Annotated in this window: 29 protein-coding genes; 16 read left to right on the top strand and 13 right to left on the bottom strand. The window is 57.1% G+C overall.

From position 1 onward, the window contains the following. Nucleotides 1–7: 7 nt before the first annotated feature. On the bottom strand, nt 8–418 hold the full coding sequence (locus GOW16_RS01945; protein ID WP_170409715.1) for a VOC family protein: 411 nt from the start codon (nt 416–418) through the stop codon (nt 8–10). A 370-nt stretch (nt 419–788) separates the two neighbouring features. On the opposite strand from GOW16_RS01945, the gene GOW16_RS01940 reads away from it, so the two are divergent. Continuing rightward, nucleotides 789–1,529: a hypothetical protein gene (locus GOW16_RS01940; protein WP_170409713.1), complete on the top strand. Its 741-nt coding sequence runs from the start codon at nt 789–791 to the stop codon at nt 1,527–1,529. A 52-nt stretch (nt 1,530–1,581) separates the two neighbouring features. Here GOW16_RS01940 and carB read toward each other — a convergent pair whose 3' ends face one another. Beyond that, nucleotides 1,582–4,926, bottom strand: coding sequence for a carbamoyl-phosphate synthase large subunit (gene carB, locus GOW16_RS01935; protein WP_170409712.1), 3,345 nt, complete (start codon nt 4,924–4,926; stop codon nt 1,582–1,584). Nucleotides 4,927–5,102: 176 nt separating this feature from the next. Here carB and GOW16_RS01930 point away from each other — a divergent pair, with 176 nt between their 5' ends. The 4 genes from GOW16_RS01930 to aspS all read left to right on the top strand — a co-directional run bounded on the left by GOW16_RS01930 (nt 5,103) and on the right by aspS (nt 9,354). Continuing rightward, nucleotides 5,103–6,230: an aminodeoxychorismate synthase component I gene (locus tag GOW16_RS01930; RefSeq protein ID WP_170409710.1), complete on the top strand. Its 1,128-nt coding sequence runs from the start codon at nt 5,103–5,105 to the stop codon at nt 6,228–6,230. Then, the gene (locus GOW16_RS01925) at nt 6,185–6,829 is read left to right on the top strand and encodes an aminotransferase class IV family protein (protein ID WP_170409708.1); all 645 of its coding nucleotides are present in this window, start codon (nt 6,185–6,187) and stop codon (nt 6,827–6,829) included. Before GOW16_RS01930 ends, GOW16_RS01925 begins: the two co-directional genes overlap by 46 nt. Continuing rightward, a complete protein-coding gene (locus tag GOW16_RS01920; RefSeq protein ID WP_170409706.1) occupies nt 6,829–7,500 on the top strand; it encodes a CPBP family intramembrane glutamic endopeptidase in 672 nt (223 codons plus the stop codon). The genes GOW16_RS01925 and GOW16_RS01920 overlap by 1 nt, the downstream gene beginning before the upstream one ends. Nucleotides 7,501–7,578: 78 nt before the next feature. Beyond that, nucleotides 7,579–9,354, top strand: a complete 1,776-nt coding sequence (gene aspS, locus GOW16_RS01915; protein ID WP_170409704.1) for an aspartate--tRNA ligase — start codon at nt 7,579–7,581, stop codon at nt 9,352–9,354. Between the two features lie 245 nt (nt 9,355–9,599). Here aspS and GOW16_RS01910 read toward each other — a convergent pair whose 3' ends face one another. After that, entirely contained in the window at nt 9,600–10,316 is a 717-nt protein-coding gene (locus tag GOW16_RS01910; RefSeq protein ID WP_170409701.1) for a response regulator, read from the bottom strand. 134 nt (nt 10,317–10,450) lie between these two features. On the opposite strand from GOW16_RS01910, the gene mce reads away from it, so the two are divergent. Then, nucleotides 10,451–10,855 (top strand): methylmalonyl-CoA epimerase, encoded by a 405-nt coding sequence (mce, locus tag GOW16_RS01905; protein WP_109313240.1) that lies wholly within the window; start codon nt 10,451–10,453, stop codon nt 10,853–10,855. 21 nt (nt 10,856–10,876) lie between these two features. Further along, nucleotides 10,877–11,152, top strand: coding sequence for a DUF1467 family protein (locus tag GOW16_RS01900; protein WP_170409700.1), 276 nt, complete (start codon nt 10,877–10,879; stop codon nt 11,150–11,152). A 3-nt stretch (nt 11,153–11,155) separates the two neighbouring features. Here GOW16_RS01900 and GOW16_RS01895 read toward each other — a convergent pair whose 3' ends face one another. Then, entirely contained in the window at nt 11,156–11,854 is a 699-nt protein-coding gene (locus GOW16_RS01895; RefSeq protein ID WP_170409698.1) for an EI24 domain-containing protein, read from the bottom strand. Then, complete coding sequence (locus tag GOW16_RS01890; RefSeq protein WP_170409696.1) at nt 11,851–12,429, bottom strand: nitroreductase family protein; 579 nt, start codon at nt 12,427–12,429, stop codon at nt 11,851–11,853. The genes GOW16_RS01895 and GOW16_RS01890 overlap by 4 nt, the downstream gene beginning before the upstream one ends. Nucleotides 12,430–12,566: 137 nt before the next feature. Here GOW16_RS01890 and GOW16_RS01885 point away from each other — a divergent pair, with 137 nt between their 5' ends. Beyond that, nucleotides 12,567–12,836 (top strand): DUF167 domain-containing protein, encoded by a 270-nt coding sequence (locus tag GOW16_RS01885; RefSeq protein ID WP_170409694.1) that lies wholly within the window; start codon nt 12,567–12,569, stop codon nt 12,834–12,836. Here GOW16_RS01885 and GOW16_RS01880 read toward each other — a convergent pair. Continuing rightward, on the bottom strand, nt 12,824–13,072 hold the full coding sequence (locus GOW16_RS01880; RefSeq protein ID WP_170409692.1) for a hypothetical protein: 249 nt from the start codon (nt 13,070–13,072) through the stop codon (nt 12,824–12,826). The genes GOW16_RS01885 and GOW16_RS01880 overlap by 13 nt on opposite strands. Before the next feature lie 122 nt (nt 13,073–13,194). Between GOW16_RS01880 and GOW16_RS01875 the strand changes: the two genes are divergently transcribed. From GOW16_RS01875 to GOW16_RS01860, 4 genes are all read left to right on the top strand, one after another. Next, nucleotides 13,195–13,902, top strand: coding sequence for a M48 family metallopeptidase (locus tag GOW16_RS01875; RefSeq protein ID WP_170409690.1), 708 nt, complete (start codon nt 13,195–13,197; stop codon nt 13,900–13,902). Next, entirely contained in the window at nt 13,899–14,267 is a 369-nt protein-coding gene (locus tag GOW16_RS01870) for a YigZ family protein (protein WP_170409688.1), read from the top strand. The genes GOW16_RS01875 and GOW16_RS01870 overlap by 4 nt, the downstream gene beginning before the upstream one ends. Nucleotides 14,268–14,335: 68 nt before the next feature. After that, the gene (locus tag GOW16_RS01865; protein ID WP_170409686.1) at nt 14,336–14,611 is read left to right on the top strand and encodes a DUF6455 family protein; all 276 of its coding nucleotides are present in this window, start codon (nt 14,336–14,338) and stop codon (nt 14,609–14,611) included. A gap of 51 nt (nt 14,612–14,662) precedes the next feature. Further along, nucleotides 14,663–14,923, top strand: a complete 261-nt coding sequence (locus tag GOW16_RS01860; protein WP_170409684.1) for a DUF6455 family protein — start codon at nt 14,663–14,665, stop codon at nt 14,921–14,923. Here GOW16_RS01860 and GOW16_RS01855 read toward each other — a convergent pair whose 3' ends face one another. Continuing rightward, nucleotides 14,924–15,166, bottom strand: coding sequence for a CDGSH iron-sulfur domain-containing protein (locus GOW16_RS01855; RefSeq protein WP_170409682.1), 243 nt, complete (start codon nt 15,164–15,166; stop codon nt 14,924–14,926). Between the two features lie 213 nt (nt 15,167–15,379). Here GOW16_RS01855 and GOW16_RS01850 point away from each other — a divergent pair, with 213 nt between their 5' ends. Then, nucleotides 15,380–15,568, top strand: a complete 189-nt coding sequence (locus GOW16_RS01850; RefSeq protein ID WP_058275732.1) for a hypothetical protein — start codon at nt 15,380–15,382, stop codon at nt 15,566–15,568. A gap of 613 nt (nt 15,569–16,181) precedes the next feature. Here GOW16_RS01850 and rimO read toward each other — a convergent pair. Then, a complete protein-coding gene (gene rimO, locus GOW16_RS01845) occupies nt 16,182–17,570 on the bottom strand; it encodes a 30S ribosomal protein S12 methylthiotransferase RimO (RefSeq protein WP_170409680.1) in 1,389 nt (462 codons plus the stop codon). 94 nt (nt 17,571–17,664) lie between these two features. Here rimO and GOW16_RS01840 point away from each other — a divergent pair, with 94 nt between their 5' ends. Further along, nucleotides 17,665–19,620 carry an AsmA family protein gene (locus tag GOW16_RS01840; RefSeq protein ID WP_170409678.1) on the top strand — a complete coding sequence of 652 codons (1,956 nt, stop codon included), beginning with the start codon at nt 17,665–17,667 and terminating at the stop codon, nt 19,618–19,620. 56 nt (nt 19,621–19,676) lie between these two features. On the opposite strand, the gene GOW16_RS01835 is transcribed toward GOW16_RS01840, so the two are convergent. Genes GOW16_RS01835 through GOW16_RS01820 form a run of 4 tightly spaced genes read right to left on the bottom strand, consistent with a single transcriptional unit; the run spans nt 19,677 to nt 24,238 of the window. Next, nucleotides 19,677–21,173 carry a phosphomannomutase/phosphoglucomutase gene (locus tag GOW16_RS01835; protein WP_170409676.1) on the bottom strand — a complete coding sequence of 499 codons (1,497 nt, stop codon included), beginning with the start codon at nt 21,171–21,173 and terminating at the stop codon, nt 19,677–19,679. 14 nt (nt 21,174–21,187) lie between these two features. After that, nucleotides 21,188–22,021 carry a 3-deoxy-8-phosphooctulonate synthase gene (gene kdsA / locus GOW16_RS01830; protein WP_170409674.1) on the bottom strand — a complete coding sequence of 278 codons (834 nt, stop codon included), beginning with the start codon at nt 22,019–22,021 and terminating at the stop codon, nt 21,188–21,190. Between the two features lie 5 nt (nt 22,022–22,026). Next, nucleotides 22,027–23,601, bottom strand: a complete 1,575-nt coding sequence (locus GOW16_RS01825; RefSeq protein WP_170409672.1) for a capsule biosynthesis protein — start codon at nt 23,599–23,601, stop codon at nt 22,027–22,029. After that, nucleotides 23,579–24,238, bottom strand: a complete 660-nt coding sequence (locus GOW16_RS01820) for an ABC transporter ATP-binding protein (RefSeq protein ID WP_170409670.1) — start codon at nt 24,236–24,238, stop codon at nt 23,579–23,581. The genes GOW16_RS01825 and GOW16_RS01820 overlap by 23 nt, the downstream gene beginning before the upstream one ends. Nucleotides 24,239–24,469: 231 nt before the next feature. Between GOW16_RS01820 and GOW16_RS01815 the strand changes: the two genes are divergently transcribed. Together GOW16_RS01815 and GOW16_RS01810 are read left to right on the top strand one after the other, a co-directional pair. After that, nucleotides 24,470–25,057, top strand: a complete 588-nt coding sequence (locus GOW16_RS01815; RefSeq protein ID WP_170409668.1) for a uracil-DNA glycosylase family protein — start codon at nt 24,470–24,472, stop codon at nt 25,055–25,057. Then, a complete protein-coding gene (locus GOW16_RS01810) occupies nt 25,050–25,838 on the top strand; it encodes an SseB family protein (protein ID WP_170409666.1) in 789 nt (262 codons plus the stop codon). Before GOW16_RS01815 ends, GOW16_RS01810 begins: the two co-directional genes overlap by 8 nt. 42 nt (nt 25,839–25,880) lie before the next feature. Here GOW16_RS01810 and yghU read toward each other — a convergent pair whose 3' ends face one another. Then, nucleotides 25,881–26,759 carry a glutathione-dependent disulfide-bond oxidoreductase gene (yghU, locus tag GOW16_RS01805; RefSeq protein WP_170409663.1) on the bottom strand — a complete coding sequence of 293 codons (879 nt, stop codon included), beginning with the start codon at nt 26,757–26,759 and terminating at the stop codon, nt 25,881–25,883. Nucleotides 26,760–26,826: the final 67 nt, after the last annotated feature.

Below are 26,826 nucleotides of genomic sequence, written 5' to 3'. Positions count from 1 at the left end.
GGCGGTTTCAGTCGCCCGGATCCTTTGCCGGGTCATATTGATAGTCAAAACAGGACAGTTTGTTCCCGTCTGGGTCACGCAGATAAGCGACATAAAAGTCGGGCGTGTAATAATCCCTTATGCCTGGAGGACCTGCATCGGTACCACCATGTTTCAACCCCACGGAGTGAAACTGCCTGACCTTGCTGGCGTTTTGCACAGGAAAAGCGATCATCGTACCGTTGCCCACGTTGGCGAGGTTGCCATCAAAAGGTGCGCAAATCCAAAACCCTGTCCCGGCGTTTGGCTCGGTGCCCCATCCCGCACGATCTTCGGTCCACCCCGGCAGACGCGGCTGTTCCAACACAGAAAAGATCGCGTCGTAAAACCTAATGGCCCGCGCCAGGTCGTTGGTTCCGTAAGTTGTGTAAAGGCGCACAGTTTTTTGTTCCGAGGCTTAGTACGGCGTCGTTTCAGCTGCGAAAATTAGGGCATGCGTGAAATCAATGAGAGCTGTGTCAGATCAACGGGACCAGCGGTACATCACATGCTGCAAGTGTCATAAGTGCGGCGAAAACCAAAAATCTGCGCATTTGTCTTTTTCCTTCTGCTCGATCACAGAAAAGATGCGCGCCTGAGGACATAAGGTCAACGCGCGCATGATGTTTCCTCCAACTTGCGCAAGGATCGGCCTTGCCACGGATCCTAACAATTTTTCCTTGTCGCACTGGATTTTGTTGATTCCTCCCAAAGAAGCCCGAGAATGGAGTACATTCTTTGGTCAAATCTACTTAAAGGAGATTACCGTTTTGAAACTCCGCGGCGTCAAAGCTTGTTTGATAATTCCTTTCTTTGTGGCTGCCTGTGCGGACAAACACGTTGACGATGGCGAACGGCTTGCTCGGCAAAAGTTCAACCAGCCACTGACACCGGAACTGACCCTCAAGTCGCAATCGAATTACAGCGCGTTGCTATCAGAAGAATATGTTGAGGCTGCGCGGCGATCGCAGCAAGGTCAGGATGTGGCTGCGGTGATTACCTTCCTCGCTGCTGGAGCGTTCGTTTCGGGCGCTGTGGGCAGTGCAAGTGACAGGGCATTGGCCAATATCGCAATCGCAGGGGCCGGGTCCACAGCGGTCGCCACACGGACTCTGTCCAAAACCGTGATACAGGGCATCTACCTGTCGGCCAGGCGGATGAACTGCGTCGCGACTGTTGCCAATTCCGGGCGCTATATCTTGTCGGATACCTCTCCCAATACCAAAGCGTATGCACGGGCCGCGACTTATGGTGCAATAAAGGACATACAAATTCAGGTGCGATCTGCGCTGGCGCGGGATGTTGCGGATTTCAACGCGTTGAAAACCAGTTTAACCGACGCCATTGATCCGTCGAAACTTCGTGATGACGCGGAAAATCTCGCGGGCAGGACTCTGCAAGGAAAAGCATTAGATTTTGCTCTTCTGAACAAGTACCTAAAACTGCTCGACGGGTGTTTGGCCGATGCAAACAAGCCAGATGTGGTAGCACCGATCGATACTGGAAGTTGATGCGAAGCCGACAGCGCCAATTTGAGGCCGGCGCTGTCATCGATTTTGATTATCAGCCCTGAAGCGATTTGACCTCGACGTCACCTTCGGCCTGCGCCTTGATTGCCAGCGCGGCGGCGTGGCTTGCGGCAGCAGTCGTGTAGTACGGGATTTTGTCGTACAGCGCGATGGACCGGATAGCTTTGCTGTCCTCGACCGCCTGCGCCCCTTCGGTGGTGTTCATCAGCAGCTGCACCTGGCCGTCTTTCAACATGTCGACCACGTCCGGACGGCCTTCATAGACCTTGTTGACCACCTCACAGGCAACGCCCTGTTCCTCAAGCCAGCTTTGCGTTCCACGTGTTGCGACAAGCGAGAAGCCCTGCTCGGTTAGAACCTGAGCGGCCTCGAGCATGGCTGCACCTTTGTCGGCATCTTTGATCGATATGAAGGCCCGGCCCGAAGACGGCAGAACCATACCGGCCCCCATCTGCGCCTTGAGGAAGGCGCGTGGGAAGTCGCGGTCCCAGCCCATGACCTCACCGGTCGAACGCATCTCGGGTCCGAGGATCGTGTCGACGCCGGGGAAACGGGCAAAGGGCAGCACGGCTTCTTTGACCGAGAACCACGGCATGTCCGGATCGGCCAGCGTCATCTGGTCGGCAATCTTGGTGTCGTCCACTGTCTTGTAAGGCGGTCGTTTTGGGAAATCCGCCAGCTTTTCGCCTGCCATCACACGGGCTGCGATCGATGCAATCGCGCTGTCTGTTGCCTTGGCAACGAACGGCACGGTCCGCGAGGCGCGGGGGTTAACCTCGATCAGGAAGATCTCATCGTCCTTGATTGCGAACTGCACGTTCATCAGGCCAACAACGTTCAGCGCCTTGGCCAGCTTGAATGCCTGATCCTTGATCTGCTCGATGATCTCTTTCGACAGAGAGTAGGGCGGCAAAGAACAGGCAGAGTCGCCTGAGTGGACGCCAGCTTCTTCAATATGCTGCATGATACCAGCGACGTGTACGTCGGTACCGTCACACAGCGCATCAACGTCCAGCTCAACCGCGCCGGCCAGATAGCTATCCAGCAGCACAGGACTGTCGCCCGAGACGACCACCGCCTCGTTGATGTAGCGTTTCAGCTGATCCATATCGCGCACGATTTCCATAGCGCGACCACCCAGAACGTAAGAAGGGCGGATCACCAGCGGGAAGCCGATATCTTCAGCGATTTCAAGCGCCTGTTCGTCGGTCGAGGCGATGCCGTTCTTGGGCTGTTTCAGACCCAGTTCATTGACCAGCGCCTGGAACCGTTCACGGTCTTCAGCCAGGTCGATTGCGTCCGGGGTGGTGCCCAGGATCGGAATGCCTTCGGCTTCCAGCGCGTTGGCCAGTTTCAGCGGAGTCTGACCACCGTACTGAACAATCACACCGTGCAGGGTGCCGTTTTCCTGTTCCTTCGTCAGGATTTCCATGACGTGCTCAAAGGTCAGCGGTTCGAAATACAGACGGTCCGAGGTGTCATAGTCGGTCGACACGGTCTCGGGGTTGCAGTTGATCATGATGGTTTCGTAACCAGCCTCGGTCAGAGCGAAGCAGGCATGACAGCAGCAATAGTCGAACTCGATCCCCTGACCGATCCGGTTCGGGCCACCGCCAAGGATGACGACCTTTTTACGGTCAGACGGGCGTGCCTCGCATTCAACCTCGCCCATCATCGGGGCTTCATAGGTCGAATACATATAAGGCGTTTGCGCTTCGAACTCGGCAGCGCAGGTGTCGATGCGTTTGAATACGGCGTTGACCCCAAGGTTCCGTCGGGCACGACGGACATTGTCTTCGTCACGCCCGGTCAGATTGCCCAAACGTGCGTCAGTGAAGCCCAGCATTTTGAGCTTGCGGATGCCATCTTCGGTCACTGGCAGACCGTCTTTGCGCACCTGGCGCTCGGCCTCGATGATCTCTCGGATACGGGCCAGAAACCACGGGTCGAACTTGGTGACGCCAAAGATTTCGTCATCGGTCAGGCCATGCCGCATAGCTTGCGCGATGGTGCGCAGACGATCCGGCGTCTGCTGGCTGATCGCCTTGATCACGGTGGCTTTGTCGTCGGCTTCCTCCCAGACGCCCACATTCAGGCCGGGGATTTCGATCTCATCAAACCCGGTCAGGCCCGATTCCATCGAGGCCAGAGCCTTCTGCATCGATTCGTGGATCGTACGGCCGATGGACATGGCCTCACCCACCGATTTCATCGCGGTGGTCAGGTAAGGCTCGGAACCGGGGAACTTCTCGAAAGCGAATTTCGGGATCTTGGTGACGACATAGTCGATGGTTGGCTCGAACGAGGCAGGTGTGACCTTGGTGATGTCATTGTCCAGCTCGTCCAGCGTGTAACCCACGGCCAGCTTCGCGGCGATCTTGGCAATCGGGAAACCGGTCGCTTTGGACGCCAGCGCCGAAGACCGCGAGACACGCGGGTTCATCTCGATCACGACCATACGGCCATCGACCGGGTTGATCGCCCATTGCACGTTTGATCCACCCGTTTCGACACCGATCTCGCGCAGAACGGCAATCGAATGATTGCGCATGATCTGGTATTCTTTATCGGTCAGCGTCAGGGCCGGGGCCACGGTGATCGAGTCACCTGTGTGCACGCCCATCGGGTCAACGTTCTCGATCGAACAAACAATGATGGCGTTGTCGGCAGTGTCGCGCACCACCTCCATCTCATACTCTTTCCAGCCCAGCAGGCTTTCGTCGATCAAGATCTGGCCTACGGGCGAAGCATCCATGCCCGAGCGGCAAATGTGGATATAATCCTCGCGGTTATAGGCCACGCCGCCGCCTGTACCGCCCAGCGTAAAGGCTGGGCGAATGATGGCGGGCAGGCCTACTGTTTCAAGCGTCTCCAACGCTAGCGCAACGCCTGCGTCCAGGTCTTTCTTGCCGTCCTCATCCTTGGGGGCGGTCACGATCTCGGCCTTCGGGTTCTCGATGCCCAACCGGTCCATTGCCTCGCGGAACAGGGCGCGGTCTTCGGCCATTTCGATGGCGTCGCGCTTGGCGCCAATCATCTCGACACCGAACTTTTCCAGCACACCCATCTCTTCCAGTGCCAGCGAGGTGTTCAGGCCGGTCTGACCTCCCATTGTGGGCAGCAGGGCATCGGGGCGTTCTTTTTCGATGATCTTGGCGACGACCTCAGGGGTGATCGGTTCGATATATGTCGCGTCAGCCAACTCGGGGTCGGTCATGATCGTCGCAGGGTTTGAGTTCACCAGGATGACCCGGTATCCTTCTTCCCGCAGCGCCTTGCAGGCCTGAGCGCCGGAGTAGTCGAACTCGCAAGCCTGACCGATAACAATGGGGCCCGCCCCGATGATCATGATCGACTGGATGTCGGTTCTTCTCGGCATGGCCACGTTCCTTCGATTGTCCGCGAGTCAGGGCACCCCCAAGCGCCCAAATTGTCCTGCGTTATAGGGACCGCGCGAAAAGGTTCAAGAGGTATCGGAAACAGGGACGAATTTGCCGCTTTAACCTCTTTCCCTCCCCGCCGTATCCTCTATATCGCGCAGCACAGGAAATGAGGATGCAATTGCGTATTCGATTTGATCAGGGGCCAGCCGGGCCAGGAACCAGTTTTGACCGGCCAACCGACGTGATCCGCGCGGACAATGCGGAGGACGTGCCCCAGGCAATGGCGGCGCTGGATGAGGCGCGCGCGGAGGGGGCTTGGCTGGCCGGATACGCCAGCTATGAACTGGGGTATGTGCTCGAACCTCGGCTTTCTGACCGGATGCCAACCGACCGCCGACTGCCATTGATGTGCTTTGGCGTTTTCGATCAGCCGTCTCAGCAAGAGCTGCCTGCTGCGTCCGGGGGGGTCACCCATTTTGAACCGCGTTGGGACGAGGTGCGATATACGCAGGCGTTTCAACAGGTGCATGACGCCATCGGGGCAGGCGATATCTACCAGGCCAATCTGACGTTCCCGATTGATATCAAGGTGGATGGCGACAGCGCCACGCTGTATGCTGCGCTGGCTGCCGGACAGCCTGTGGGTCACGGCGCGCTGATCCAGCAGGATGGTTTGCCTGATTTACTCAGCCGCTCGCCCGAGCTGTTCTTCCGCACAAATGCTGATCGTGGGATTGAGACCCGCCCCATGAAGGGCACGCAGCCCCGCAGCGAGGATTTGAGCGAAGACGCACGGCGCCGCGCTTTCCTGTCGACCGACGAAAAGAACCGGGCCGAGAACCTGATGATCGTCGACCTGTTGCGAAACGATATCAGCCGCGTCGCGATGCCGGGATCCGTTAAGGTGCCCGAGCTGTTCAAAGTTGAAACATACGCCACCGTGCATCAGATGATCTCGCTGGTGCAGGCGCAACTGCATCTGGGGGCGGACCTGTCCAATATCCTGACGGCTCTGTTTCCCTGCGGTTCAATCACCGGGGCTCCAAAGATCCGAGCCATGGAGATATTGGCCGATCTGGAACCGTGGCCCCGCGATATATACTGCGGCGCGATCGGTTGGGCCGCGCCGGACGGGCGGTCTGAATTCAATGTGGCGATCCGGACGCTGATGGTCGAGGATGGCAATGCTACTCTTAATGTCGGCGGTGGAGTGGTCTGGGACAGCACCGCCCCATCGGAATATGAGGAAGCGCTATGGAAAGCTCGCTTTGCCCACCAGCTGATCCTGACTTCCGCCTGATCGAAACTCTTGCATTTCGGCCCGGGCAAGGGTTCGTTCGTCTTAACCGGCATCTATCCCGCATGGCCCGGTCGGCTGCGGCCTTGGATATTCCTTTCGACAGGGGCGCAGCTATTCAGGCGCTGGACTCTGTTGCTGGGCAATCGCCACTTCGGTGTCGACTTACGCTGACGGTTGATGGAACGTATGACGTGACAACCGGATCTTTGGCCGACAACGCTCCCATTTGGCGGATCGCGATCGCTGACACACGGCTGTCAGCGACGGATGTTTGGCTGCAGCACAAAACGACCCAACGCTCTGTCTACGACGCGGCCCGCTCATCGCTGCCCGATGGAGTAGACGAGTTGCTGTTTCTGAACGAACGTGACGAACTGTGCGAAGGGACGATTACCAACCTGTTCCTGAATATGCCGGACGGACGTTGTCTGACCCCAAAGCTGACCTCTGGGTTGCTTCCGGGGATTTTGCGAGAAGAACTGATTGATAATAAACAAGTTACCGAAAGCGTCTTGGCCTTGACCGATCTGCAAAACGCGGAAAAAGTCTTTGTGGGGAATTCCTTACGTGGCCTGATCCGGGCGGAGTTGGTGATATAGTGAGTAAGCAGAGCGATTGGGCGCAGGGCGAGACGCAGCACTTGCGGTTGCGGATGGAGTTTGGCCTTTTCTTTGTCGCAGTGCCGGTTCTGATCGCCGTCTTATTCCCTCCGAATTGGATGTTTCCTTCGCTGTTCACGTTTACCGCCATTGGCATCATCCTGCTCCATTGCACGCCTGGTTTTGCCTGGGCTGAACTGCGGTACAACTGGCGCAACTGGACTTGGCGCGAGCTTGCTTTGTTCACTGTTGCAATGACGGCGTTTTGCTCGGCGGTCGTCATGGTGATGCGACCGGATGTTGCATTTCGCATGCTTCTCAATCGGCCTGAGTTTCTGGCTGTGATCTGGCTGGCGTACCCGATTGCCTCGGCCTTGCCACAAGAACTATTGTTCCGTTCCCTGTACTTCCGGCGGTATCGCGCGATCCTGCCGAACGGGCGGGCAGCATACCTTTTAAACGCGACCCTGTTTTCGCTGGCCCACCTGATGTACTGGAGCTGGATTGTAGCCATCATGACCTTTGGTGGAGGGTTGCTGTTCACCTGGGCCTACCGCGCGCGAGGGTCGTTTTTCTATGCGGTCCTGTTGCATGCAATTGCGGGGAACATCATCTTTGCGGCGGGTCTGGGCATCTATTTCTATTCCGGCAACGTCCAAAGGCCGTTTTGACGGCGCGACCTGCCTTGACTTTCCAAGCCTGACAGGGTGTATCGGCGCGACGAATTCTGCGCCCGAAGGGATATATCCATGCACGCCTACCGCAGCCACACCTGCGCCGCACTGACCGCCGCCAATGTTGGCGAAACCGTCCGCCTGTCCGGCTGGGTGCATCGTGTTCGAGATCACGGTGGCGTGCTGTTCATCGATCTGCGCGACCATTTCGGCGTGACACAAGTTTTGTGCGACGGCGACAGTGCTGCATTTGCAGAGCTGGAAAAGGTCCGGTCCGAATGGTGTATCCGCATCGACGGTACCGTAAAAGCGCGCGACCCCGAGTTGGTGAACCCGAAACTGCCCACTGGCGAGATCGAAGTTTACGTGCGTGAACTGGAAGTGCTGGGTGCCGCCGACGAATTGCCGCTGATGGTGTTCGGCGATCAGGAGTATCCCGAGGAAACGCGCCTGCGCTACCGTTATCTGGACCTGCGCCGTGAAGCGATGCAGCAAAACATGACGCTTCGTTCGGACGTTGTTTCATCCATGCGCAAGCGCATGTGGGATCAGGGCTTCCGCGAGTATCAGACACCGATCATCACCGCATCCTCGCCCGAAGGCGCTCGTGACTTCCTGGTGCCCTCGCGTTTACATCCGGGCAAGTTCTACGCGTTGCCGCAGGCGCCACAGCAATTCAAACAGCTGATCATGGTGTCGGGCTTCGACAAATATTTTCAGATCGCGCCTTGCTTCCGTGACGAAGACCCGCGCGCTGACCGCTCGCCTACCGATTTCTACCAGCTCGACCTTGAGATGTCGTTCGTCGAACAGCAGGACGTGTTCGACACGATCCAACCGGTTCTGACCGGTGTGTTCGAAGAGTTCGGCGGAGGGCGTAAGGTCGATCAGGAGTGGCCGCAGATTTCCTACAAGGATGCGGCGCTGTGGTACGGTTCCGACAAGCCTGACTTGCGGAACCCTATTAAAATGCAAGTGGTCTCTGACCACTTCCGCGACAGTGGCTTCGCGATTTTCGCGAAGCTGTTGGAGCAGGAAGGCACCGAAATCCGCGCCATCCCAGCACCGACCGGCGGTAGCCGTAAGTTCTGTGACCGTATGAACGCTTTTGCCCAGAAAGAGGGTCTGCCCGGCATGGGCTACATCTTCTGGCGCGATCAAGGCGAAGGGATGGAGGCCGCAGGACCGCTGGCCAAGAACATCGGCCCTGAACGCACCGAGGCGATCCGCCAGCAGCTGAGTCTGGGCGTAGGCGATGCTGCGTTCTTCCTGGGCGGTAAGCCGAAAGCCTTTGAAAAGGTCGCTGGCAAAGCACGTGATGTGATCGGCGAAGAACTTGGCCTCACCGAAAAAGATCGTTTCGCCTTTGCGTGGATCGTGGACTTCCCGATCTACGAGCAGGACGAAGAAACTGGTGCGATCGACTTTGAACACAATCCGTTCTCGATGCCGCAAGGTGGGATGGAAGCGCTTCAAGGCAACCCACTGGACGTGCGCGGCTATCAGTACGACCTGGCCTGCAACGGCTATGAACTGGTGTCGGGTGCGATCCGAAACCACAAGCCTGAGATTATGTTGAAAGCCTTTGAACTGGCTGGATACGGCGAAGACGAAGTGAAAAGCCGCTTTGGCGCTCTGTTCAACGCATTCCATTACGGTGCCCCCCCACACGGTGGGTGTGCAGCCGGAATCGACCGCATCGTGATGCTGCTGGCCGATGAGGCCAACATCCGCGAGGTCATGATGTTCCCGATGAACCAGCGCGCCGAGGATCTGATGATGGACGCTCCGTCCGATCCGACATCGGATCAGTTGATGGAACTGGGCCTGCGTATCATCCCTCAGGACTGAGATTTACAAAACCCGCTGTGTATCATTCAGCGGGTTTCTATCGGCTTCCGCGGAGTCGCGTGTTTTGAAACGGGCGGACACTCATCGTCCGCCCGCAAGCGTGCACAACACCTTCGCCAAAAACTTACCCCCAAGGATCCTTGAAAGACTTCCGGCTGGTGCGAATATTGCGGGCGGTGGAGCGGGTTTGCCAGTAGACCCAAAGGCACAGGATCGTTGCAGTTATGAAGTAAGCGGTCATCATCTCAAATCGCCTCACGCTGTTCCAAACGGGTCTGTACTATCCCGGCGACCTGAGCGGCCACGGCAGTAACAGGAGTGCCATCTGCCTGGGACTCGGCAAGCCGCTGGGCAGCTTCCGCCAGAACCGTATCCTCGGCATCCCGAGCAACCCCGCGTAGGAACTGTGCCGCGTAATCCAGCGTCCGCTGATCATTCGGGCCAGCCAGCACGTCGGCGATATGGGCCATGTCATCCTGATAGGCCATCGGGTCAGGGTGAATAACCTCATCCCGGACGGCGTGCAGGCTGCTGGGGCGGCGATCCTCGGGCAGACGTTCAAGAATGGACGTCTGGAAATAAGCCAGCGACTTGAGGGGTTTTTCTAGGAATCCGTCTGCACCAGCCCGCATAGCGGAACGTTTCGTGTGGTCATCACCGGACATGCCAAGTATGGCCCCAATTCGTGGCGTAGCCTCGGACAGGTCGGCAATCAGATCCGCGCCGGACCCATCAGGCAGCCCCATGTCAACGATGATGACAGAGGGGCGGTAAATCTGCAGGTGCCGCCGGGCCGATTGCAGGCAATCCGCCCGCCTGATGCGCGCACCGCTGTGCAGGCACATTAGCCGGATGGCATCGCAGGCATAACGGCTGTCTTCAACAACCAGAATGGTCTGTCCCAGCAGAGGCCGCGTGGCCGTCGGCTGCGCGGGAGAGGCGAAGGGGCTCGAATCGTCCATGGCAGAACTCCTAATCAGCAGATGCCTCACGCTAGGAACTTCTGGCTAACACAGCGTTAACGGCAATTTGGCGCACTTGTCCTTTGCCCAATCACCCCCCATAACCGCTGCAACGCAGAACAGAGGAGAGTTCCATGATTGGTCGCCTGAACCACGTAGCCATTGCCGTTCCTGATCTTGAGGCCGCGTCCGAGCAGTACCGCAACGCGCTGGGCGCCAAGGTCGGTGCCCCGCAGGATGAGCCGGATCATGGCGTGACCGTGGTGTTCATCGAACTGCCCAACACCAAGATTGAACTTCTTTATCCGCTGGGCGACGACAGCCCGATCAACGGGTTTCTGGAAAAGAACCCTGCTGGCGGCATTCACCATGTCTGTTATGAGGTTGAGGACATCATCGCCGCCCGCGATCACCTGAAGGAAACCGGAGCGCGCGTACTTGGGTCGGGCGAGCCGAAGATCGGGGCGCATGGCAAGCCGGTGCTGTTCCTGCACCCTAAGGACTTTAACGGCTGCCTGGTCGAACTGGAGCAGGTGTAACCAAACCCCGGAGGGGATGACATGACGATTACTGCTGCTGCGGTTCTGTTCGCCGTGATCTGGTTCATGACCCTGCTGGTGGTGCTGCCGATCCGCATCAAGACACAAGGTGATCTGGGCGACATTGTTCCGGGCACCCATGCGGGCGCACCGGAAGAGCATCACATGAAGAAGAAAATGTGGATCACCACAGGTATTTCGGTAGTGCTCTGGGCCATCATCGCTGGGATCATCTTGTCCGGCGTGATATCGGTGCGCGACTTTGATTGGTTGAACCAGTTAGAGCCGCGCGGCTGATCTTTAAGCGGCCGGTCCCGATAGCTTGTGGTAGATGTGGGTGAAAGTGGCCACCCCTAGGATCGGGATCACAAGATTGACCAGTGGCACGGACAGCGGGATCGCCATCAAAGTGCCCGCAAGCCATATGGTCGTTGCGTGTTTGGCGCGCAGTTTACGCGCGCCTTCCCGACCCACCCGGCGCATGGCGGCCAGTGTGAAATACTCTCGTCCCAACAGGAAACCGTTCATGCCCCAAAAAATGAAAGGGGCAAGCGGCGTAAAGATCACATACAGGATCAGGGCCAGCAGGTTGGCAACAATCAGAACTCCCATAAAGCTCAGCCCGTCGCGCGCACTTTCGTTGAGCGGAATACCCGGCACTTTTGGTAAGGTCGGGTAATGCTTGTCCTCAACCGCTTGTGCGACCTCTTCAAGGAACATCGACGTAATCGCCGAGGCTACAGGAACCATCAGGAACACGGGAAGGATCAGGACGACAAAGATGCCAGAGTAGTTTAGCACGTCGTTCAACCACGGCACGGCACCGACAAAGGGCAGCGATATCTCGTTCCCCGACAGCCGGTTGATCAACCAAATCGCAGCCGCGCAGGCGATGATCAGCAAAATGATCGTAATACCAACGCCGCGCAACAGGACAGCCCGAAACTTTGGGTCACCGATCTGTCCTAGCGCTGCGAAAAAAGCGTTGAATATGGTCATTCCGAAACCCATGTGGTCAATGCTGCCAAGTCGGGGCGTGGCCGTTCAGGCGGAGCGGTGCCCTCGGTCGCAATGTGGATCAGGCCTGCGACGCGTTCATTTTCCTGCAACCCAAAGGCTTTTTGGCAGAAGGACGGGTCATGCGTTTGCCAGCCAGAGAGCCAGTTTGCCCCCCAACCCGCAGCAAGCGCTGCGTTCAGCAGGGCGAGACACACCGCGCCAGCGGAATAGGTCTGCTCAATTGCAGGAATTTTTGGAGACGGCTTCTGCACTTCGATTACGGCGACGGCCAAATGGCCCATGTCGAACTGGCTGCGCGCTTTGGCGATATCCTCGGCAGCTTTACCCAGTGCAGCGCCGCACTCTTCGGTCAGTTGTGCCAAACGCGGCATTGCGCCTTTTTCCAGCACGATAAAGCGCCAGGGTTCCAGCTTGCCGTGATCGGGGCTGCGTGTAGCGGCCGTCAGCAAGGGCAACAGTTGCTCTCGTGTGGGCGCAGGTTCAACCAGCGTTTTTGCGGGGCGTGACCGGCGCAATTGCAGAAACTCCAGGGCGGCCGGATTTCTCAAGGACATATGTTAACTTCCTTTACATAGGCGGTTGTGTATGTGGTTGAACATCTGGCGGGTTTCAAGGGCAAGCGGCTGGATGCAGAGGATCAATTTCACTCCCTGCGCGTTCGTGCAAGGGTGTTCAGGGAGAAGGGATAAAGATGGCCAAGCCAAAGTTGCGAAATGTGCCGGACCTAAGCACGCGGGCTGTGCCCGGTGAAGAGATACAGGTCAGGGTCACGCCAAAAGCTGCTAAGAACGGGATCGTGTCAGAAACAACAGGCATCCGCGTAGCCGTCACAGCACCGCCCGAGAACGGCAAAGCAAACGAGGCGGTGCGTTCCATTCTGGCTATGGGCGTGGCGCCGTCCACTCTGACCCTCAGGCGGGGTCAGACGTCACGCGACAAGGTATTTGTCTATTCACCGTGATGCGGTGTTTCGCGGATTTGGTATACGCCTTCTGGCAGATCCAAAGCCGCCGCCAGATCGCGCACTTGTTCGGGGGAAAGCGTAATCCTCTGAATCTGATCCGTGCGCGGGTCCAATTGTTCAAGCGTCACACATTCGGCGAAGCTGTTGATGACGACATCCTCTTGCAAAGGCTTGGGGCCTTCGTCCACCAGAGTAATGACTGTCGAGTCGAATTCATGCTCAATCGAAAACATGAATGCAGAGTGCAGGTCAGCCGAGTGCAATGCAACCCGTACCGTACCAATCGGGCTGTGGTGATCGGCGCGGCTCCGCGCTATGTTCGTGCAAACGGGCCAACCGTTTCAAAGGATTATGAATGCATCGTCTGATCTGTTTGTTTCTTCCTCTATTGCTTGCGGCCTGTAGTGCCGGTGAGACGCGCCTGCAACCTGCGACCGAATGGTTGGGGAATACTGGCGAGTACCAGGTAGAGGCGGCCGAAGTTCGGGATCTGAGCCGTTCCATCGGTAGGGAAGCCCGGAATGAATGCCTGAGGCGGGCTAAAGTCAGAAATTGTGACTTCACGGTTCTTGTCGATCTCAATCCACAAGCGGAGGCGAATGCGTTTCAGACGCTGGACGACAAGGGTCAGCCGGTGATCATTATGACCCGTTCCATGATTCAGTCCGTGCAAAATCCAGATGAGCTGGCTTTTGTACTCGGGCACGAAACTGCGCATCATCTGCTGCGTCATATCCCGCGCCAGGCCGAAAACGCACAGGAAAGCGCAGCGATTTTCAGTAATCTGGGTAAATTGTTTGGAGAAGAGGGCGAAGACCTGGAGCGCACACAGAAAATTGGGGCGGAAGTGGGTGTCCAGTTAAACGTTAAGACTTTTGAGCTTGAAGCTGACCAATTGGGCACAATTCTAACTCATAACGCAGGATACGACCCATTGATCGGCGCAAAGTACTTTGATCGCATTCCGGACCCCGAAGACAGTTTCCTGTCCTCGCACCCGCCAAATGCGCAACGTGTTCAAATGGTTCAGGACACCGCCCGAAAGCTTGGACTGACGCAATGACCAAGGTAACAAGGCTGGGTGTCATCCTGACGGATCGGGGGTCGAAATACGCCGTGTCTGGTGCGTCTGTGGCGACCCGGGGTGACGTCGATGCTGTTTTGCAAGAGCTCAAGTCCGACAAAAGTTATGCCAAGGCCACGCATAATACGTGGGCGGCGGTATTGCCGACAGGGGCGCTCAAGGCCGATGACGGGGAAAGTGGCGCGGGAATGGTAATCCTGCGCATGCTTGAAAGGGCCGGGTTGGACGGCCACGTCGTTATTGTCACCCGCTGGTATGGGGGCAAAAAACTTGGCGGTGACCGCTTTCGCAGGGTTCAGGATGCCACCCGCGCCTATCTGGAACATGTCGGTGCCGGGCCTTGACCTGAGTCAAATGCCTGCCCGAACCGGTGCGCTATTCTGTTAAAACCATGCGGCAGGGAGACAGCGCGATGCTTGGCAAAGACACTCTGAAACGACATGCGGAGCTGGTGGACCAAATGGCAACCCATGTCGGGGTCGATCTGGAAGATGCGGCGTTAGGCGGCGACGTCTCAATCGACCAGATTTCTAACGCCGTACTACGCTGCAGCGATTGTTCCAATCCAGATCATTGTGAGCAGTTTCTGGCCCACTCTTCCCCAGACCGGAAAACACCGGAGTATTGCAGAAATGCGGCGCTGTTTGACCGGCTCACCTTGCTATCGGATAGCAAATGCGACGGCTAGCGACAAACATGCCCCGCCACCGTGTCTTGTGAACGAAAGGCAGGTCTGCCAATGTCCCGGGATATTCTGGGAGACGTGGAAAAGCACTTCTGGCTGACCAGGTCGGTGGCCAGATGCATGAAGGTTTCCTTGACCGAAGCCATGGCCGAAGGTCGGTTGACCCCCAATGGTTATGCAGAAATCGTGACGCGCTGCCGCGCCTCTCATTGCAGCGACCAATGCGAATTGTGGCTGTCGAAACAACAGTCCCAAGCCAACACAGCACCGGAATTCTGCGCGAATGCAGGCACGTTGAACAAATTGAAGGCTTGATTACAGCTTAGAGTGTGAACCGTCGCATAGCGGTGGTTTAGACGTTTGTTTGCATCCACAAAAGAACACCTTCTTGCTGGTGTCGGCAGTATACTTCACCGGCTCAAACTGTGTTCCCTTGTGCGAACCATCGCAAAAAGGTTGGCGTTCTGACTTGCCGCAAGCACACCAAAAATAGGTTTTTCCCTCGGTCACTTCGACCGGATATGGGCTTGGTTGGGCAGGTTTTGGCCTGTCAGACATCTGGCTACTCCGCTGTTGGCTGGTGTCGTTGCCTTAGTATAGGGCCATATTCACAAGCTGAGGAGACGGTTTCGCAATTCGCCTGAGCAGCATGGAACCGCCACTCTCACAAGTCCGTGATTGATTTTGTTGCAATAATATCAACGAGGTCGTATTTTGAGACTGGCCCCAGGTAATAGGGCAATATGAGAAAATTTTAGAGGATTGACGGACATGAAACTTAAATTTGCTGCCGTTAGCGCAATTGCCCTAGTTCTGGCTGCATGCTCGCAGCAGGAAGAGCCGACACCGGTTTACATCACGCCTGAGTACGACAAGTTCGGCACGCCGAGCTGCCCGGCTGGCACCGAACTGGCCACGACCGAAGCGGGACAGACCATCTGTAACCCGGTCGCACAATAAGAATTTCGCGGGCGGTCCTGATCGGGCCGCCCGCTCATCTTCACTGAAGCAGCCGCCCTGAGGGCGGTTTTTTTGTTTCCGATTCCATGCCGACACGATGTTCAACTTAAATTGTCGTGCATATTCGGGTGATCGTCGCCTTTCCAGTCGTCAATATCCGTGTCTAAATGACCTGCGGTGATTGCGTTGACTCTTTGAACCGTACCAAGGCGCGTAAAGGTAGCGATAGGATCTCTTTTTCAGATTTCGCTTGGCGTATGGGGCGTGTTTGGGAACTGGTTTTGCGTGATAGATGTTAGGCGCATAGGCTTTTGGCGCGATATAGTGTTTGTGAATTCGGATTTTGTTGCGGTGATGAACTTGCTGGGATTTTGCTCCGACAACAACAATGCCCTTTGTTCCAACAGCAATACTGCCTGCAGTTACCGGAACAGTATACAGTTGGGACGCAAGTACCACGGCTATGCAATTGAATGAGATTGTACGTAGGTACGACATGAAAACCCTCCTTCTTTCGAGTTGAGGTATTCATTCATGGTCCAGGAAATCCCCGTCCAAAGCCAATAAAGTTAAGTCACGCTCTGCCTATCTGGGGTGAACAGGCACATTGGGGTCAGGTGCGTGTGCCCCACAAATCGTATTCTCCGGCCTCGTCGACCTCGACCGATACGATGTCGCCAGGCTTTAGGTCGTCGAACCCTTCGTCAATGAACAGGTTGCCGTCGATCTCGGGTGCGTCCGCCTTGGTTCGGCAAGTGGCGGCCTCGGCATCAACTTCGTCCACGATCACGTCGATGGTCTGACCAACCTTGGCAGCCAGTTTGGCCTCAGAGATGGCCTGAGCCTTTTCCATGAACCGCTCCCAACGCTCTTGCTTGACCTCTGCGGGTACGTGATCGGGCAAGTCGTTTGATCGCGCGCCGTCGACGTTTTCATATTGAAAACAACCCACGCGATCCAGCTGTGCCTCGTCCATCCAGTCCAGAAGGGTCTGGAATTCAACCTCGGTCTCGCCGGGATATCCGACGATGAATGTGGATCGCAGTGTGATGTCCGGGCAAGTCGCGCGCCATGCGGCAATCTCATCCAGGGTTTTGGCTGCCGCTGCGGGGCGAGCCATGCGTTTCAACACGTCGGGGTGAGCATGTTGGAACGGAATATCCAGATAGGGCAGGATGTTGCATCCGGCGTCGGCCATCAGGGGGATCAGCTCGCGCACATGCGGGTAGGGGTAGACGTAGTGCAATCGGACCCAGGCATCCAACTGGCCTAGTTCGCGCGCCAGATCGGTGATGTGGCTGCGCACCTCGCGGTCTTTCCATGGGTTCACGTCGTATTTGCGATCCAGCCCATAGGCGGATGTGTCCTGCGAGATTACCAGCAACTCGCGCACGCCGTTGTCGACCAGCTTCTCAGCTTCGCGCAGGACGGCGTGTGCCGGACGGCTGGCGAGTTTGCCGCGCATGTCGGGGATGATGCAGAACTTGCACTTGTGGTTACAGCCCTCGGAAATCTTGAGATAGCTGTAATGGCGCGGCGTTAGTTGGACGCTGGCGGCGGGCAGCAGGTCAACAAACGGATCAGGAGCGGGTGGGACGGCTGAATGCACGGCGTCCAGCACCTGCTCGTATTGATGCGGGCCGGTGACGGCCATGATGCGGGGGTGATGTTCGCGGATGTAGTCCGGTTCCGCACCCAGACAGCCGGTCACGATGACCTTGCCGTTTTCCACCAGCGCCTCACCAATCGCGTCCAGAGATTCCGCCTTGGCGCTGTCGAGGAACCCGCATGTGTTCACGATCACGGCATCCGCGCCTGAATAGTCCGGAGAGATGCCGTATCCTTCGGCCCGCAGGCGGGTCAAAATGCGCTCGCTGTCGACCAGCGCTTTTGGACAGCCCAACGAAACCATTCCGATGGTTGGTTGGTTTGAACGTGGCGTCTCGGGCATCCGGGCGGCTGGTGCTAGGTCGGGGCGGAGGTTTGGCGGGTTCGTGGTCATGGCGCGGCATATAGTGGGGAACGCTTCCCCTTGCAAATGCAGCGCAGGCTTTGGATGATCTTTTTTAACGCATGAAAAAGGCGGAGAGCAGAAAATGAAGTGGTTACTACGCATCCTGTTTCTGTTGGTGGCGGTTTTCGGCCTGATTATCGGGGCCTTGCTGCTAATGCCCGGCGACAAGCTGGCGACCATCCTGGCCGAGCAGGTTCGCGCCCAAACCGGGCGCGACCTGAAACTTACGGGCGACGTGAACCTGTCTTTCTGGCCTGTGCTGGGGATGGAGACTGGACCCGTGACCTTCGGAAATGCGCCCTGGGCGGGTCCGGAACCAATGCTAAGTGCCGAAAGCCTGGCCGTTGGCGTGGACGCTGCGGCGCTGATTTCGGGGGATTTGCGCATCAAGCGGGTCATTGCCGAGAACCCGGTTCTGCGGCTCGAGCTATCGGATGGCCGTGGAAACTGGGAGCTTGACACACCCGCAGCGACGACCCCCGCCAGCACCGGAACCGGATCAGCTTCGCAAAGCCAACAGGGTGAAGTTACGCTGGATCAGTTGAAGCTGACCAACGCCCGGTTGGTCTATGTCGAAAACGGAACAACCAAGTTCAACTTCGCCAATGTGGATCTGGCAGCGCGTTGGCCAGACGTTTCCGCCCCGCTGGAACTCGATGCGCAGATGGCGGTTCCGGGCGGCACGGTTGATGTGGACCTCAAAATTCAGGACTTGCCCGCCTATGCGTCCGGCGTCGTAACACCGCTTGTTCTGTCCCTGACCGCGCCCGGAGGGAAGTTCAGCTTTGACGGGCGCGTCAATCTGGCTGGTGAGATGGACGGTAAACTCCACGCCAAGACGACAAACACGGAACAAATGCTGGCGGCTTTTGGTCAGGCTGGCGTCGGAGTGCCTTTAGGGCTGGGGCGTGCTGCCGATGTGTCCGGGCAGATGACTTACACCAGTGACGGTCGGATTTCCCTGCGCAATTTGGTGGCGATTCTGGACGATAACCGTTTGACCGGTGAGGCAGATATCGTGATCTCGGACCCGCCGCAGATCACAGCGCGACTGGATGCCGGTGATCTTGACCTTACCAATTTCAATGACGCGCCTGTTTCGAACGGCGGCGGGTCGGAGCCATCGCCGTCACCTGACGAAGGCTGGTCTACGACCCCGATTGATGCGTCGGCGCTTGCATTGGCAAACGGTAAAATTCGCCTCAAGGCCAACTCCATAGCGGTGCCAGAGTTGACGCTTGGTCCCAGTGACCTGACGCTCAACCTTGACCGGTCCCGCGCGGTTTTGGCGATGAGCCCCGCCACCCTGTTCTCAGGGCAATTGAACGGGCAAGTGGTAGCCAACAATCGGAACGGGCTTTCGGTTGGCGGAAACCTGAAGGCTGATGGTATCGACATTCAGCAAGCGCTGTCTGCCTTGGGCGGGATAGAACGGCTGTCAGGTACTGGATCAGGGTCGTTCGAATTTCTGGGCGTCGGGCAGACAGAAGATCAAATCATGCGTTCGCTCAGCGGCAAAGGGGATTTGAATGTCGGCAAAGGCCTGATCTCGGGGTTTGACCTGGACCGCCTGATGGGGCGCGGTGGGGGCGAATCCGGTACGACGGTATTCAACAGCCTGACCGCCAGTTTCACCATCGATCAGGGGGTGCTGCGGAATGACGATCTGTTGATGTCGCTTGACAATTTCCGTGCCGACGGCACCGGGCGCGTTGGTATCGGCGATCGCGACATAGATTACCTTTTCACACCGGTTGCGTTGCGGGCGAACTCTGGCAACGGGATTTCCGTGCCTGTGCGGATCGTAGGGCCGTGGAGTAATCCTTCGATCAAACCGGACCTGACCAAAGTCATCGAAGCAGTTGCCGAGGGAAAGGCCAAAGAGCTAGAGGATGAAGCAAAGCAGAAGGTCTTGAAAAAAGTTGGTGAGGAATTGGATGCGACCATCACCGACAGCGGTCAGATCGAAGACGCCATCAAAAACAAGCTGGAAGACGAGGTCAACAAAGGACTACTGAAGCTGTTTGGTGGCAACTGAAGCGCGATTCTTTGCACGTCTCGGGGCGCGTGACATGCCCCGAGACAGAGACTTGATCAGATAGTCTGGTCGTAGTCGCCCACGCCTGGTTCGGTGCGTATGACAGCATCGATATCGGCAAAGATGGCGCGCATTTCCTCCTCGCTCTCGCTGCTTTCGCAAACCACAACAAGGTTTGGCGTGTTCGAGGACGCGCGCACCAGACCCCAGCTTCCATTGTCCAGAATGACCCGGGCACCATTGACGGTGACGACCTCTTTGATCGCGCGACCAGCAAAACTGTCCCCGGCATCTGCCTTGGCAACCAGCTTGTCGACCAGCCGCTGAAGAATGTCATATTTCTCGGTATCGGCGGCATAAGGCGACATGGTTGGGGTCGACCAGGTTTTCGGCAGCGCCTTGCGCAGATCTGACATGCTTTGGTCCGGATTGCGATCCATCAGCTTACAGATCTCAACCGCCACGCGCATCCCGCAGTCGTATCCGCGCCCAACGGGCTCGGCCAAGAAATAGTGACCCGACTTCTCGAACCCGGCCAGCGCGTTGATTTCCTTGACCCGGCGCTTCATGTGGCTGTGGCCGGTTTTCCAATAGTCCGCCTTGACGCCATGGGCCTGCAACTCGGGGTCGCTTGCGAACAGGCCGGTTGATTTCACGTCTGCCACAAAGGTCGAATTGGGGTAAAGCTTGGCCAGATCGCGCGCCATGATCACACCGACCTTGTCGGCGAAAATCTCTTCGCCTTCATCATCCACTACACCGCAGCGATCGCCGTCGCCGTCGAAGCCCAAAGCCAGATCGGCACCGCTGGCTAATACAGAGACGGACATGTCATGCAGCATCTCCATAGCCTCGGGATTGGGGTTATAGTTGGGAAAGGTGTAGTCCAACCGGGTGTGGCTGGGCACCATTTCGACGCCCATGCGTTCGAAGATCTCGGGTGCAAAGGCCGAGGCTGTTCCGTTTCCGGTTGCACAGACAACTTTCAAAGGACGGGACATTTTGAAATCACCGACCAGATCGTCGATATAGGCTTCTTTCACGCCGTCTACGAACTCATATGATCCGCCATCATGGGCGGCACCTTCGCCGTTCAGGACAATGTCACGCAGCTCGGACATCTCATCGGGGCCGTGGGTCAGGGGGCGGTCAAAGCCCATTTTCACTCCGGTCCAACCGTTAGGGTTGTGGCTGGCCGTGACCATAGCCACTGCCGGAACGTTCAGATGAAACTGCGCAAAGTAAGCCATGGGGCTGAGCGCCGGGCCAATGTCCTTGACCTGAATTCCGGCCTGCATAAGACCCAGGATCAGCGCGTTTTTGATCGCCAAGGAATAGTCACGATAATCATTGCCCACCGCGATCACCGGTTCGATCCCACGTTTGCGCATCTGCGTTCCCAAACCCAGGCCAAGTGCAGTCATGCCGGGCAGGTTGATCTCTTCGGGGTATTTCCAGCGCGCGTCATATTCGCGAAAGCCGGTCGGTTTGATCATGGGATCGCGCAGAAAGCTCCAGGTGTTTGGAGTCACCTCGGGGATGGGTTTGGTCATGCTATTACTCTTACTTAAATCTGTATTGGATTGGCTTTGGCGAGTGCATCAAAGCGCATCAAACTGTCGATCAATTGAGGCATTTGATCCAGGTAGATCATGTTGGGCCCGTCACATGGGGCATTGTCGGGGTCCTGGTGGGTTTCCATAAAGACACCCGCCACACCAACAGCCACAGCTGAGCGTGCCATAACCGGCGCAAACTCGCGCTGACCACCGGATGCACCACCCAAACCACCGGGCTGAGCTACCGTGTGGGTGGCGTCCATGATCACCGGATACCCGGTGCGGCCCATTTCCGGTAGCGATTGCATGTCCACAACCAAACGATTGTAGCCAAAGCTGACGCCGCGTTCGGTCAACATGATGTTGTGGTTGTTCGTGCTTTCGATCTTGGCTGCAACATTCTGCATATCCCAAGGTGCCAGGAACTGACCTTTCTTGACGTTGACCGTCGCGCCTGTTGCGCCTGCGGCTTTCAGAAGGGCGGTCTGACGACACAGGAAAGCCGGGATTTGAAGGATGTCACATACTTCGGCAACGGACGCGCATTGCTCTTTTTCGTGCACATCTGTGGTAACCGGAACACCGATGTTGTCCTTTACCGATTGCAGCACTGCCAACCCCTTGTCGAGTCCCAACGCAGGGGCGGCATTCACCGAGGTACGGTTCGCCTTATCGAACGAGCCTTTGAACACGTACTGAGCACCAGCCGCATCACAGGCTTCTTTCATTTTGCCCGCGATCATCTGCGCATGATCCGCGCTTTCAAGCTGACAGGGGCCGGCAATGATCGTCAGAGGCAGATCATTGCCGACCGTGAGATCGGAGATTTTTACATGTTTCATGTGTCTTACGAGGATACCTGTTCACGAAGGACCGACGCGGTAAGCGAGATCAACAGGTAGATACCAGCAAACAACAGAAAAGCCAAAATCGTATTTTCGAACTTGCGCGGATAGGTGGGTTCCTGACTTGGCACCGGCCTAACAGAAACGGTTAGGTAGCGCACTTTGCGGTTCGCTTCGGTCCGTGTGGTTTCCATTTGCTGCATTGCTGTCTGCAGCATCACGTCCCTTGCGACCAGATCGGCCTGAGCCATCTGAATACGCACACTAAGCCGGGCAAGCGAATTTTCGCCCGCGGACACGTCCAGCATTTCCGCGTTGAGTTCGTCCGACACAGCTTCTAGTCGCGCGATGTCTGCACGGACACCATCCACCTTGGCTTGGTTTGGACGAAGGTTGTCCAACAGCGCGGCCAATTGGAGCTCTTTTTCCTGAACCTGTGTCTCAATTGCGTCGATGCGTCCGCGCAGGCTGGCTATGACGTTTTGAGGGTCCAGCAAAGCACCCTGAATCTGCAATTCTATCAGAGCTTCCTGCGCTTTCCTTCGCTCTTCCTGTGCCATTTCGAAACCGGCCCGCGCGTCACGCATCTGGTCCTCGCGCTTGAGTTCCGTGAGCCCGTTAATAGTGTCTTCTGCGTAGGACAGAAGGCGATCGGAAATGGCCACTGATATCTCCGGATCAGGTGCCGCGACTTCCATCCGGATGATACCATCGCTCGGGTCGTATCCGATCGTGATCATGCGCCGGAAAAGCTTGTAGGTCTCTTCCAGCGTTGCTTCCGGCGATAGCCGCTGAATAGGGTCAATCCAGTCTTGCTTGAAAATCTCTGCAAAACCCATGTCGCGCTCAAGCCTTAGCAGCGCATCCTTGGACTCAAGAAACTCCTGTGTGGCGACAGAATCCTGCGCGGTAGCGAATTGGGTGCCCGCCAAAAGCCCGCCAAATGATGCGCCGCCGCCGTCTGCCTGAAGGATTGAGAAGGCCGAGTCGCTGGCATACATAGGCGTCGCGACACGGTAGAAGTAGAAACCGACGATAAAGGTAGGCAAGAAAACAAAAACCGCCAGACGAGCAAACAACGCAAGCAGTTTGCGTTTGCGGCGGCGGGCGATGTCTTTTTGTATCTCGCCAATTTCAAGCATACGCCGTTGCGCAGGGGTCATCTCGGGCCCCGGCAGGGATTCCCCACCTTCGTTAACCGTTTGCGGCAAGTGAATTGTTACTTTGTCCTTCGTCTGGTCGTCAGCCCGCTTCGTATCGCCCGGCATCCCCAACAAATTCGCGCGGTGAAACGGGTCGATGCCCTTTTGGCGCAGCAAACGCACCGCGTCATAGTCCGAGGCCGGGTCTAGGCCATTCTTTTGGGCCAGCCTGCGCGCTATCCGCAGTTGGCGTCCTGTCAGCCCTTCTTGTTTGATGGCGTCAATCTCGGTGCTGGGTTGTGAGTCATTGGCCGCCGCAGGTGGTTGCGTCGCTTTGCGAATACGCGAAATGGCGTCTGCGCGGTCTTCTTCTGTTCCCGCTTTGCGACGTTTGCCGCGCCAGTTGTAAATACTAGCCTTGGGTTTGGTAGTCATATAGCTGCTTTGCCTCTTCCAAGGTGTCGAACATGTAAAGCTGGCCATCCATCAAAACGGCAGCCTCTTGCGCAAATTTCTCTAGCACGGAGGGGTTGTGCGACACGATCACCATCGTCGTTGTGCGCAGTTTTTCCCGAAGGATATCACCGGCCTTCCTGTTGAATTCCACGTCCGTCGACGCCGGCATACCTTCGTCAATCAGGTACATGTCGAAATCCAGCGCCAACATCAGAGCAAATGTAAAGCGCGCTTTCATGCCGCTGGAATAAGTGGCTAGTGGCTGGTCAAAATACTCTCCCAATCCACACAACCACTTGCAGTAGGCTTCTACGTAGTCGGGGTCCATCCCATAAATATTGGCGACGTAACGCGCGTTTTCCAAGGCGGACAGTTTACTCGCGACACCTCCAGTGAAGCCCATGGGAAAAGACACCCGGCAGGACTTTCGAATCACGCCCTCATCAGGTTTTTCCAACCCCGCCATCATGTTAATCAGTGTGGTCTTGCCGGTTCCATTGGGTGCAAGAATGCCAATCGAGCGCCCCAGTTCCACACGGAACGAGACACTGTCCAGGATCACCTTGCGGCGTGTCCCGGTCCAGAAGGACTTACTGACATTCTCAAACTCAAGCATTTTTGGCCTGCTGCTTGTACCTTGTTTTATTGTACCGAACGTTCCGGTAATCGGGTTGTTATCCTGCATTTTATGTGGGCCACATTATGTCGAAATTTGACGGTAATTATCAATGCATCGGCAAGTATGCTGATGGTAATGTGACTTTTCCATCGGTTGGACCCACGCATTTCGTTGACTATCTTTCAGGGTGACCGTCAACCAATTTGATGCAGGAAACCTTGCCATCTGATGAATTCACTTCAGAAAGAAATCTCAACCTGTCGTATCTGCGCGGAAAGATTTGCCGCGACAGAGACCGCGCATCAGCCGCGCCCGGTGGTCTGGTTTCAGTCGGGAACGCCGATTTTGATTGCCGGTCAGGCGCCTGGTGCCCGGGTACATGCCTCGGGACGGCCGTTTACCGACCCGTCCGGAGATCGGTTGCGGGATTGGCTTGGCGTGGATGAAGCCGTGTTCTACGACCGATCACGGATTTCGATCGTTCCGATGGCCTTTTGTTTTCCGGGCTACGATACGCGCAAGGCAGACTTGCCGCCGCCGCCTATTTGCGGACAGACTTGGCACGACAAGGTCATGCGAGTGCTGGGGGAACCGCCCCTGACTGTTTTGGTGGGCGGGCACGCTCATAAATACCACCTGAATGCGCGAACTTCGGTAACCGAAACCGTTCGCAATTGGCGAGACCATGCGCCGCGTGTCTTTGCCTTGCCTCATCCTTCGTGGAGGAATACGGCATGGATGAAGAAAAACCCGTGGTTCCAAGCTGACCTGCTGCCGGTTCTGCGTGCGCGGGTGCAGGAGGTTCTGAATGACTGAAACCACAGCCCTGGACACTGCCCACGCCGCAATGGCTGCCGACCCGCAAGACGATAACGCGCGCTTGCGGTTCTTCGAAAGACTTGCCGACAGCGAGCTGTTTCTGATGCTGACCGAAGAAGCGCAGGGCGAACACGTCTCGCCCGAGCTGTTTGATGTGGCCGATGGGCGCTTTGTGCTTGCCTTTGACAGAGAGGATCGGTTGGCGCGTTTTGCGGAACGACCCGTTCCTTATGTTGCGCTGTCGGGCCGGGTGCTGTCCGCTATGCTGGCGGGGCAGGGGATCGGGCTGGGGCTCAACCTTGAAAGCGCGCCGTCCTCTATGCTGATCTCGTCCGAGGCGCTGGGCTGGTTGGCAGAAACCTTGCAGCATGGTCCGGAAGAGGTTCAGCAACGGTTGGCAGAGTTCTTGCCGCCTGCAGGTCTGCCCGACAATCTTTTGACTGCGCTGGATGCTAAGCTTGCCACAGCCATAGGATTGGCCGAGGCCGCTTACCTGGTCGGAACGAAATCCGAAGCCGGCGGTTCAGGCCACTTGCTGGGGTTCATAGGCGCTGTCGAAGGGGCCGAGCCCGCGCTGGCCAAGGCCGCGTCCGAGGCATTGACGTTTTCCGGGATCGAGGCAGGGGCAATGGATGTTGGTTTTTTTGGCGCGCACGACCAGGCTGCTGCCTCGTTGGCGCGGGTCGGCTTGCGGTTTGATCTGCCGCAGCCCGAGGCGCGTGTTGCCACCCAGACGATACCCGGCAGCGATCCGGCTAAGCCACCGATTCTGAAGTAGGAAAAAGCCCCGCAAGCGAATGGCTAGCGGGGTCTTTCATGGTTATTCTGCCGCCGCTTCCAGCTTGTCCTGCGTGCGGGTTTCGAAATCGCTGGCCTCGTGGCGTTCGTGCAGTTGGGTGTGCGGTTCACCGAATGGGCGGTTGACCATACGGCCGCGCTGAACAGCCGGGCGGGCGTCGATGGTTTTGGCCCACCGCATGACATTTTTGTAGGATTCAACATCCAGGAATTCTGCGGCGCTGTACAGGCGGCCCAGAACCAGCTGGCCATACCAGGGCCAGATCGCCATGTCGGCGATAGTATAGTCCTCGCCCGCGATATAGGTCTTGTCGGCCAGCTCGCGATCCAGAACGTCCAGTTGACGTTTGGCTTCCATCGCAAAGCGGTTGATCGGATATTCCCATTTCTCGGGCGCGTAGGCGTAGAAATGGCCGAAGCCTCCGCCCAGATAAGGCGCGCTGCCCATCTGCCAGAACACCCAGTTCATGACTTCGGTACGCTCCGGCCCTGACGCGGGCAAAAACGCACCAAACTTCTCGGCCAGGTGAAACAGGATCGACGCGCTTTCGAAGACGCGCGTCGGCTCATCGCCCGAGCGATCCCAAAGAGCAGGGATTTTCGAGTTGGGATTCGCCCCGACAAAGCCCGAGCTGAACTGATCGCCTTCGCCGATATTGACCAGCCATGCGTTGTATTCGGCACCTTCATGACCCAGCGCCAGCAGTTCCTCCAGCATCACTGTGACTTTGACGCCGTTGGGGGTGGCCAGTGAATAAAGCTGCAGGGGGTGCCGTCCAACCGGCAGGTCCTTGTCGTGGGTGGCGCCGGCGATTGGGCGATTGATGTTGGCGAATTGGCCGCCGTTCTGGCTGTCCCATGTCCAGACCTTTGGGGGCTCATAGGTCGGTTGCTCGCTCATTTCTTGCCTTTCTTCGCAAAGTGCAGGTGAATTGTCCGTCCGTTCCAACAGCTAATGTTGCAAAGCC

The organism is Ruegeria atlantica, from assembly GCF_013033965.1.
Lineage (GTDB): Bacteria > Pseudomonadota > Alphaproteobacteria > Rhodobacterales > Rhodobacteraceae > Ruegeria > Ruegeria atlantica_D.
This window is presented reverse-complemented; position numbering and strand designations above follow the sequence as displayed.

Bases quoted from the DNA above. Each gene is read 5' to 3' on its own strand.
- carB (WP_170409712.1), bottom strand. From the start codon at position 4,926: ATGCCGAGAAGAACCGACATCCAGTCGATCATGATCATCGGGGCGGGC.
- GOW16_RS01930 (WP_170409710.1), top strand. From the start codon at position 5,103: ATGCAATTGCGTATTCGATTTGATCAGGGGCCAGCCGGGCCAGGAACC.
- GOW16_RS01925 (WP_170409708.1), top strand. From the start codon at position 6,185: ATGGAAAGCTCGCTTTGCCCACCAGCTGATCCTGACTTCCGCCTGATC.
- aspS (WP_170409704.1), top strand. From the start codon at position 7,579: ATGCACGCCTACCGCAGCCACACCTGCGCCGCACTGACCGCCGCCAAT.
- GOW16_RS01910 (WP_170409701.1), bottom strand. From the start codon at position 10,316: ATGGACGATTCGAGCCCCTTCGCCTCTCCCGCGCAGCCGACGGCCACG.
- mce (WP_109313240.1), top strand. From the start codon at position 10,451: ATGATTGGTCGCCTGAACCACGTAGCCATTGCCGTTCCTGATCTTGAG.
- GOW16_RS01900 (WP_170409700.1), top strand. From the start codon at position 10,877: ATGACGATTACTGCTGCTGCGGTTCTGTTCGCCGTGATCTGGTTCATG.
- GOW16_RS01895 (WP_170409698.1), bottom strand. From the start codon at position 11,854: ATGACCATATTCAACGCTTTTTTCGCAGCGCTAGGACAGATCGGTGAC.
- GOW16_RS01890 (WP_170409696.1), bottom strand. From the start codon at position 12,429: ATGTCCTTGAGAAATCCGGCCGCCCTGGAGTTTCTGCAATTGCGCCGG.
- GOW16_RS01885 (WP_170409694.1), top strand. From the start codon at position 12,567: ATGGCCAAGCCAAAGTTGCGAAATGTGCCGGACCTAAGCACGCGGGCT.
- GOW16_RS01880 (WP_170409692.1), bottom strand. From the start codon at position 13,072: ATGTTTTCGATTGAGCATGAATTCGACTCGACAGTCATTACTCTGGTG.
- GOW16_RS01875 (WP_170409690.1), top strand. From the start codon at position 13,195: ATGCATCGTCTGATCTGTTTGTTTCTTCCTCTATTGCTTGCGGCCTGT.
- GOW16_RS01870 (WP_170409688.1), top strand. From the start codon at position 13,899: ATGACCAAGGTAACAAGGCTGGGTGTCATCCTGACGGATCGGGGGTCG.
- GOW16_RS01865 (WP_170409686.1), top strand. From the start codon at position 14,336: ATGCTTGGCAAAGACACTCTGAAACGACATGCGGAGCTGGTGGACCAA.
- GOW16_RS01860 (WP_170409684.1), top strand. From the start codon at position 14,663: ATGTCCCGGGATATTCTGGGAGACGTGGAAAAGCACTTCTGGCTGACC.
- GOW16_RS01855 (WP_170409682.1), bottom strand. From the start codon at position 15,166: ATGTCTGACAGGCCAAAACCTGCCCAACCAAGCCCATATCCGGTCGAA.
- GOW16_RS01850 (WP_058275732.1), top strand. From the start codon at position 15,380: ATGAAACTTAAATTTGCTGCCGTTAGCGCAATTGCCCTAGTTCTGGCT.
- rimO (WP_170409680.1), bottom strand. From the start codon at position 17,570: ATGACCACGAACCCGCCAAACCTCCGCCCCGACCTAGCACCAGCCGCC.
- GOW16_RS01840 (WP_170409678.1), top strand. From the start codon at position 17,665: ATGAAGTGGTTACTACGCATCCTGTTTCTGTTGGTGGCGGTTTTCGGC.
- GOW16_RS01835 (WP_170409676.1), bottom strand. From the start codon at position 21,173: ATGACCAAACCCATCCCCGAGGTGACTCCAAACACCTGGAGCTTTCTG.
- kdsA (WP_170409674.1), bottom strand. From the start codon at position 22,021: ATGAAACATGTAAAAATCTCCGATCTCACGGTCGGCAATGATCTGCCT.
- GOW16_RS01825 (WP_170409672.1), bottom strand. From the start codon at position 23,601: ATGACTACCAAACCCAAGGCTAGTATTTACAACTGGCGCGGCAAACGT.
- GOW16_RS01820 (WP_170409670.1), bottom strand. From the start codon at position 24,238: ATGCTTGAGTTTGAGAATGTCAGTAAGTCCTTCTGGACCGGGACACGC.
- GOW16_RS01815 (WP_170409668.1), top strand. From the start codon at position 24,470: ATGAATTCACTTCAGAAAGAAATCTCAACCTGTCGTATCTGCGCGGAA.
- GOW16_RS01810 (WP_170409666.1), top strand. From the start codon at position 25,050: ATGACTGAAACCACAGCCCTGGACACTGCCCACGCCGCAATGGCTGCC.
- yghU (WP_170409663.1), bottom strand. From the start codon at position 26,759: ATGAGCGAGCAACCGACCTATGAGCCCCCAAAGGTCTGGACATGGGAC.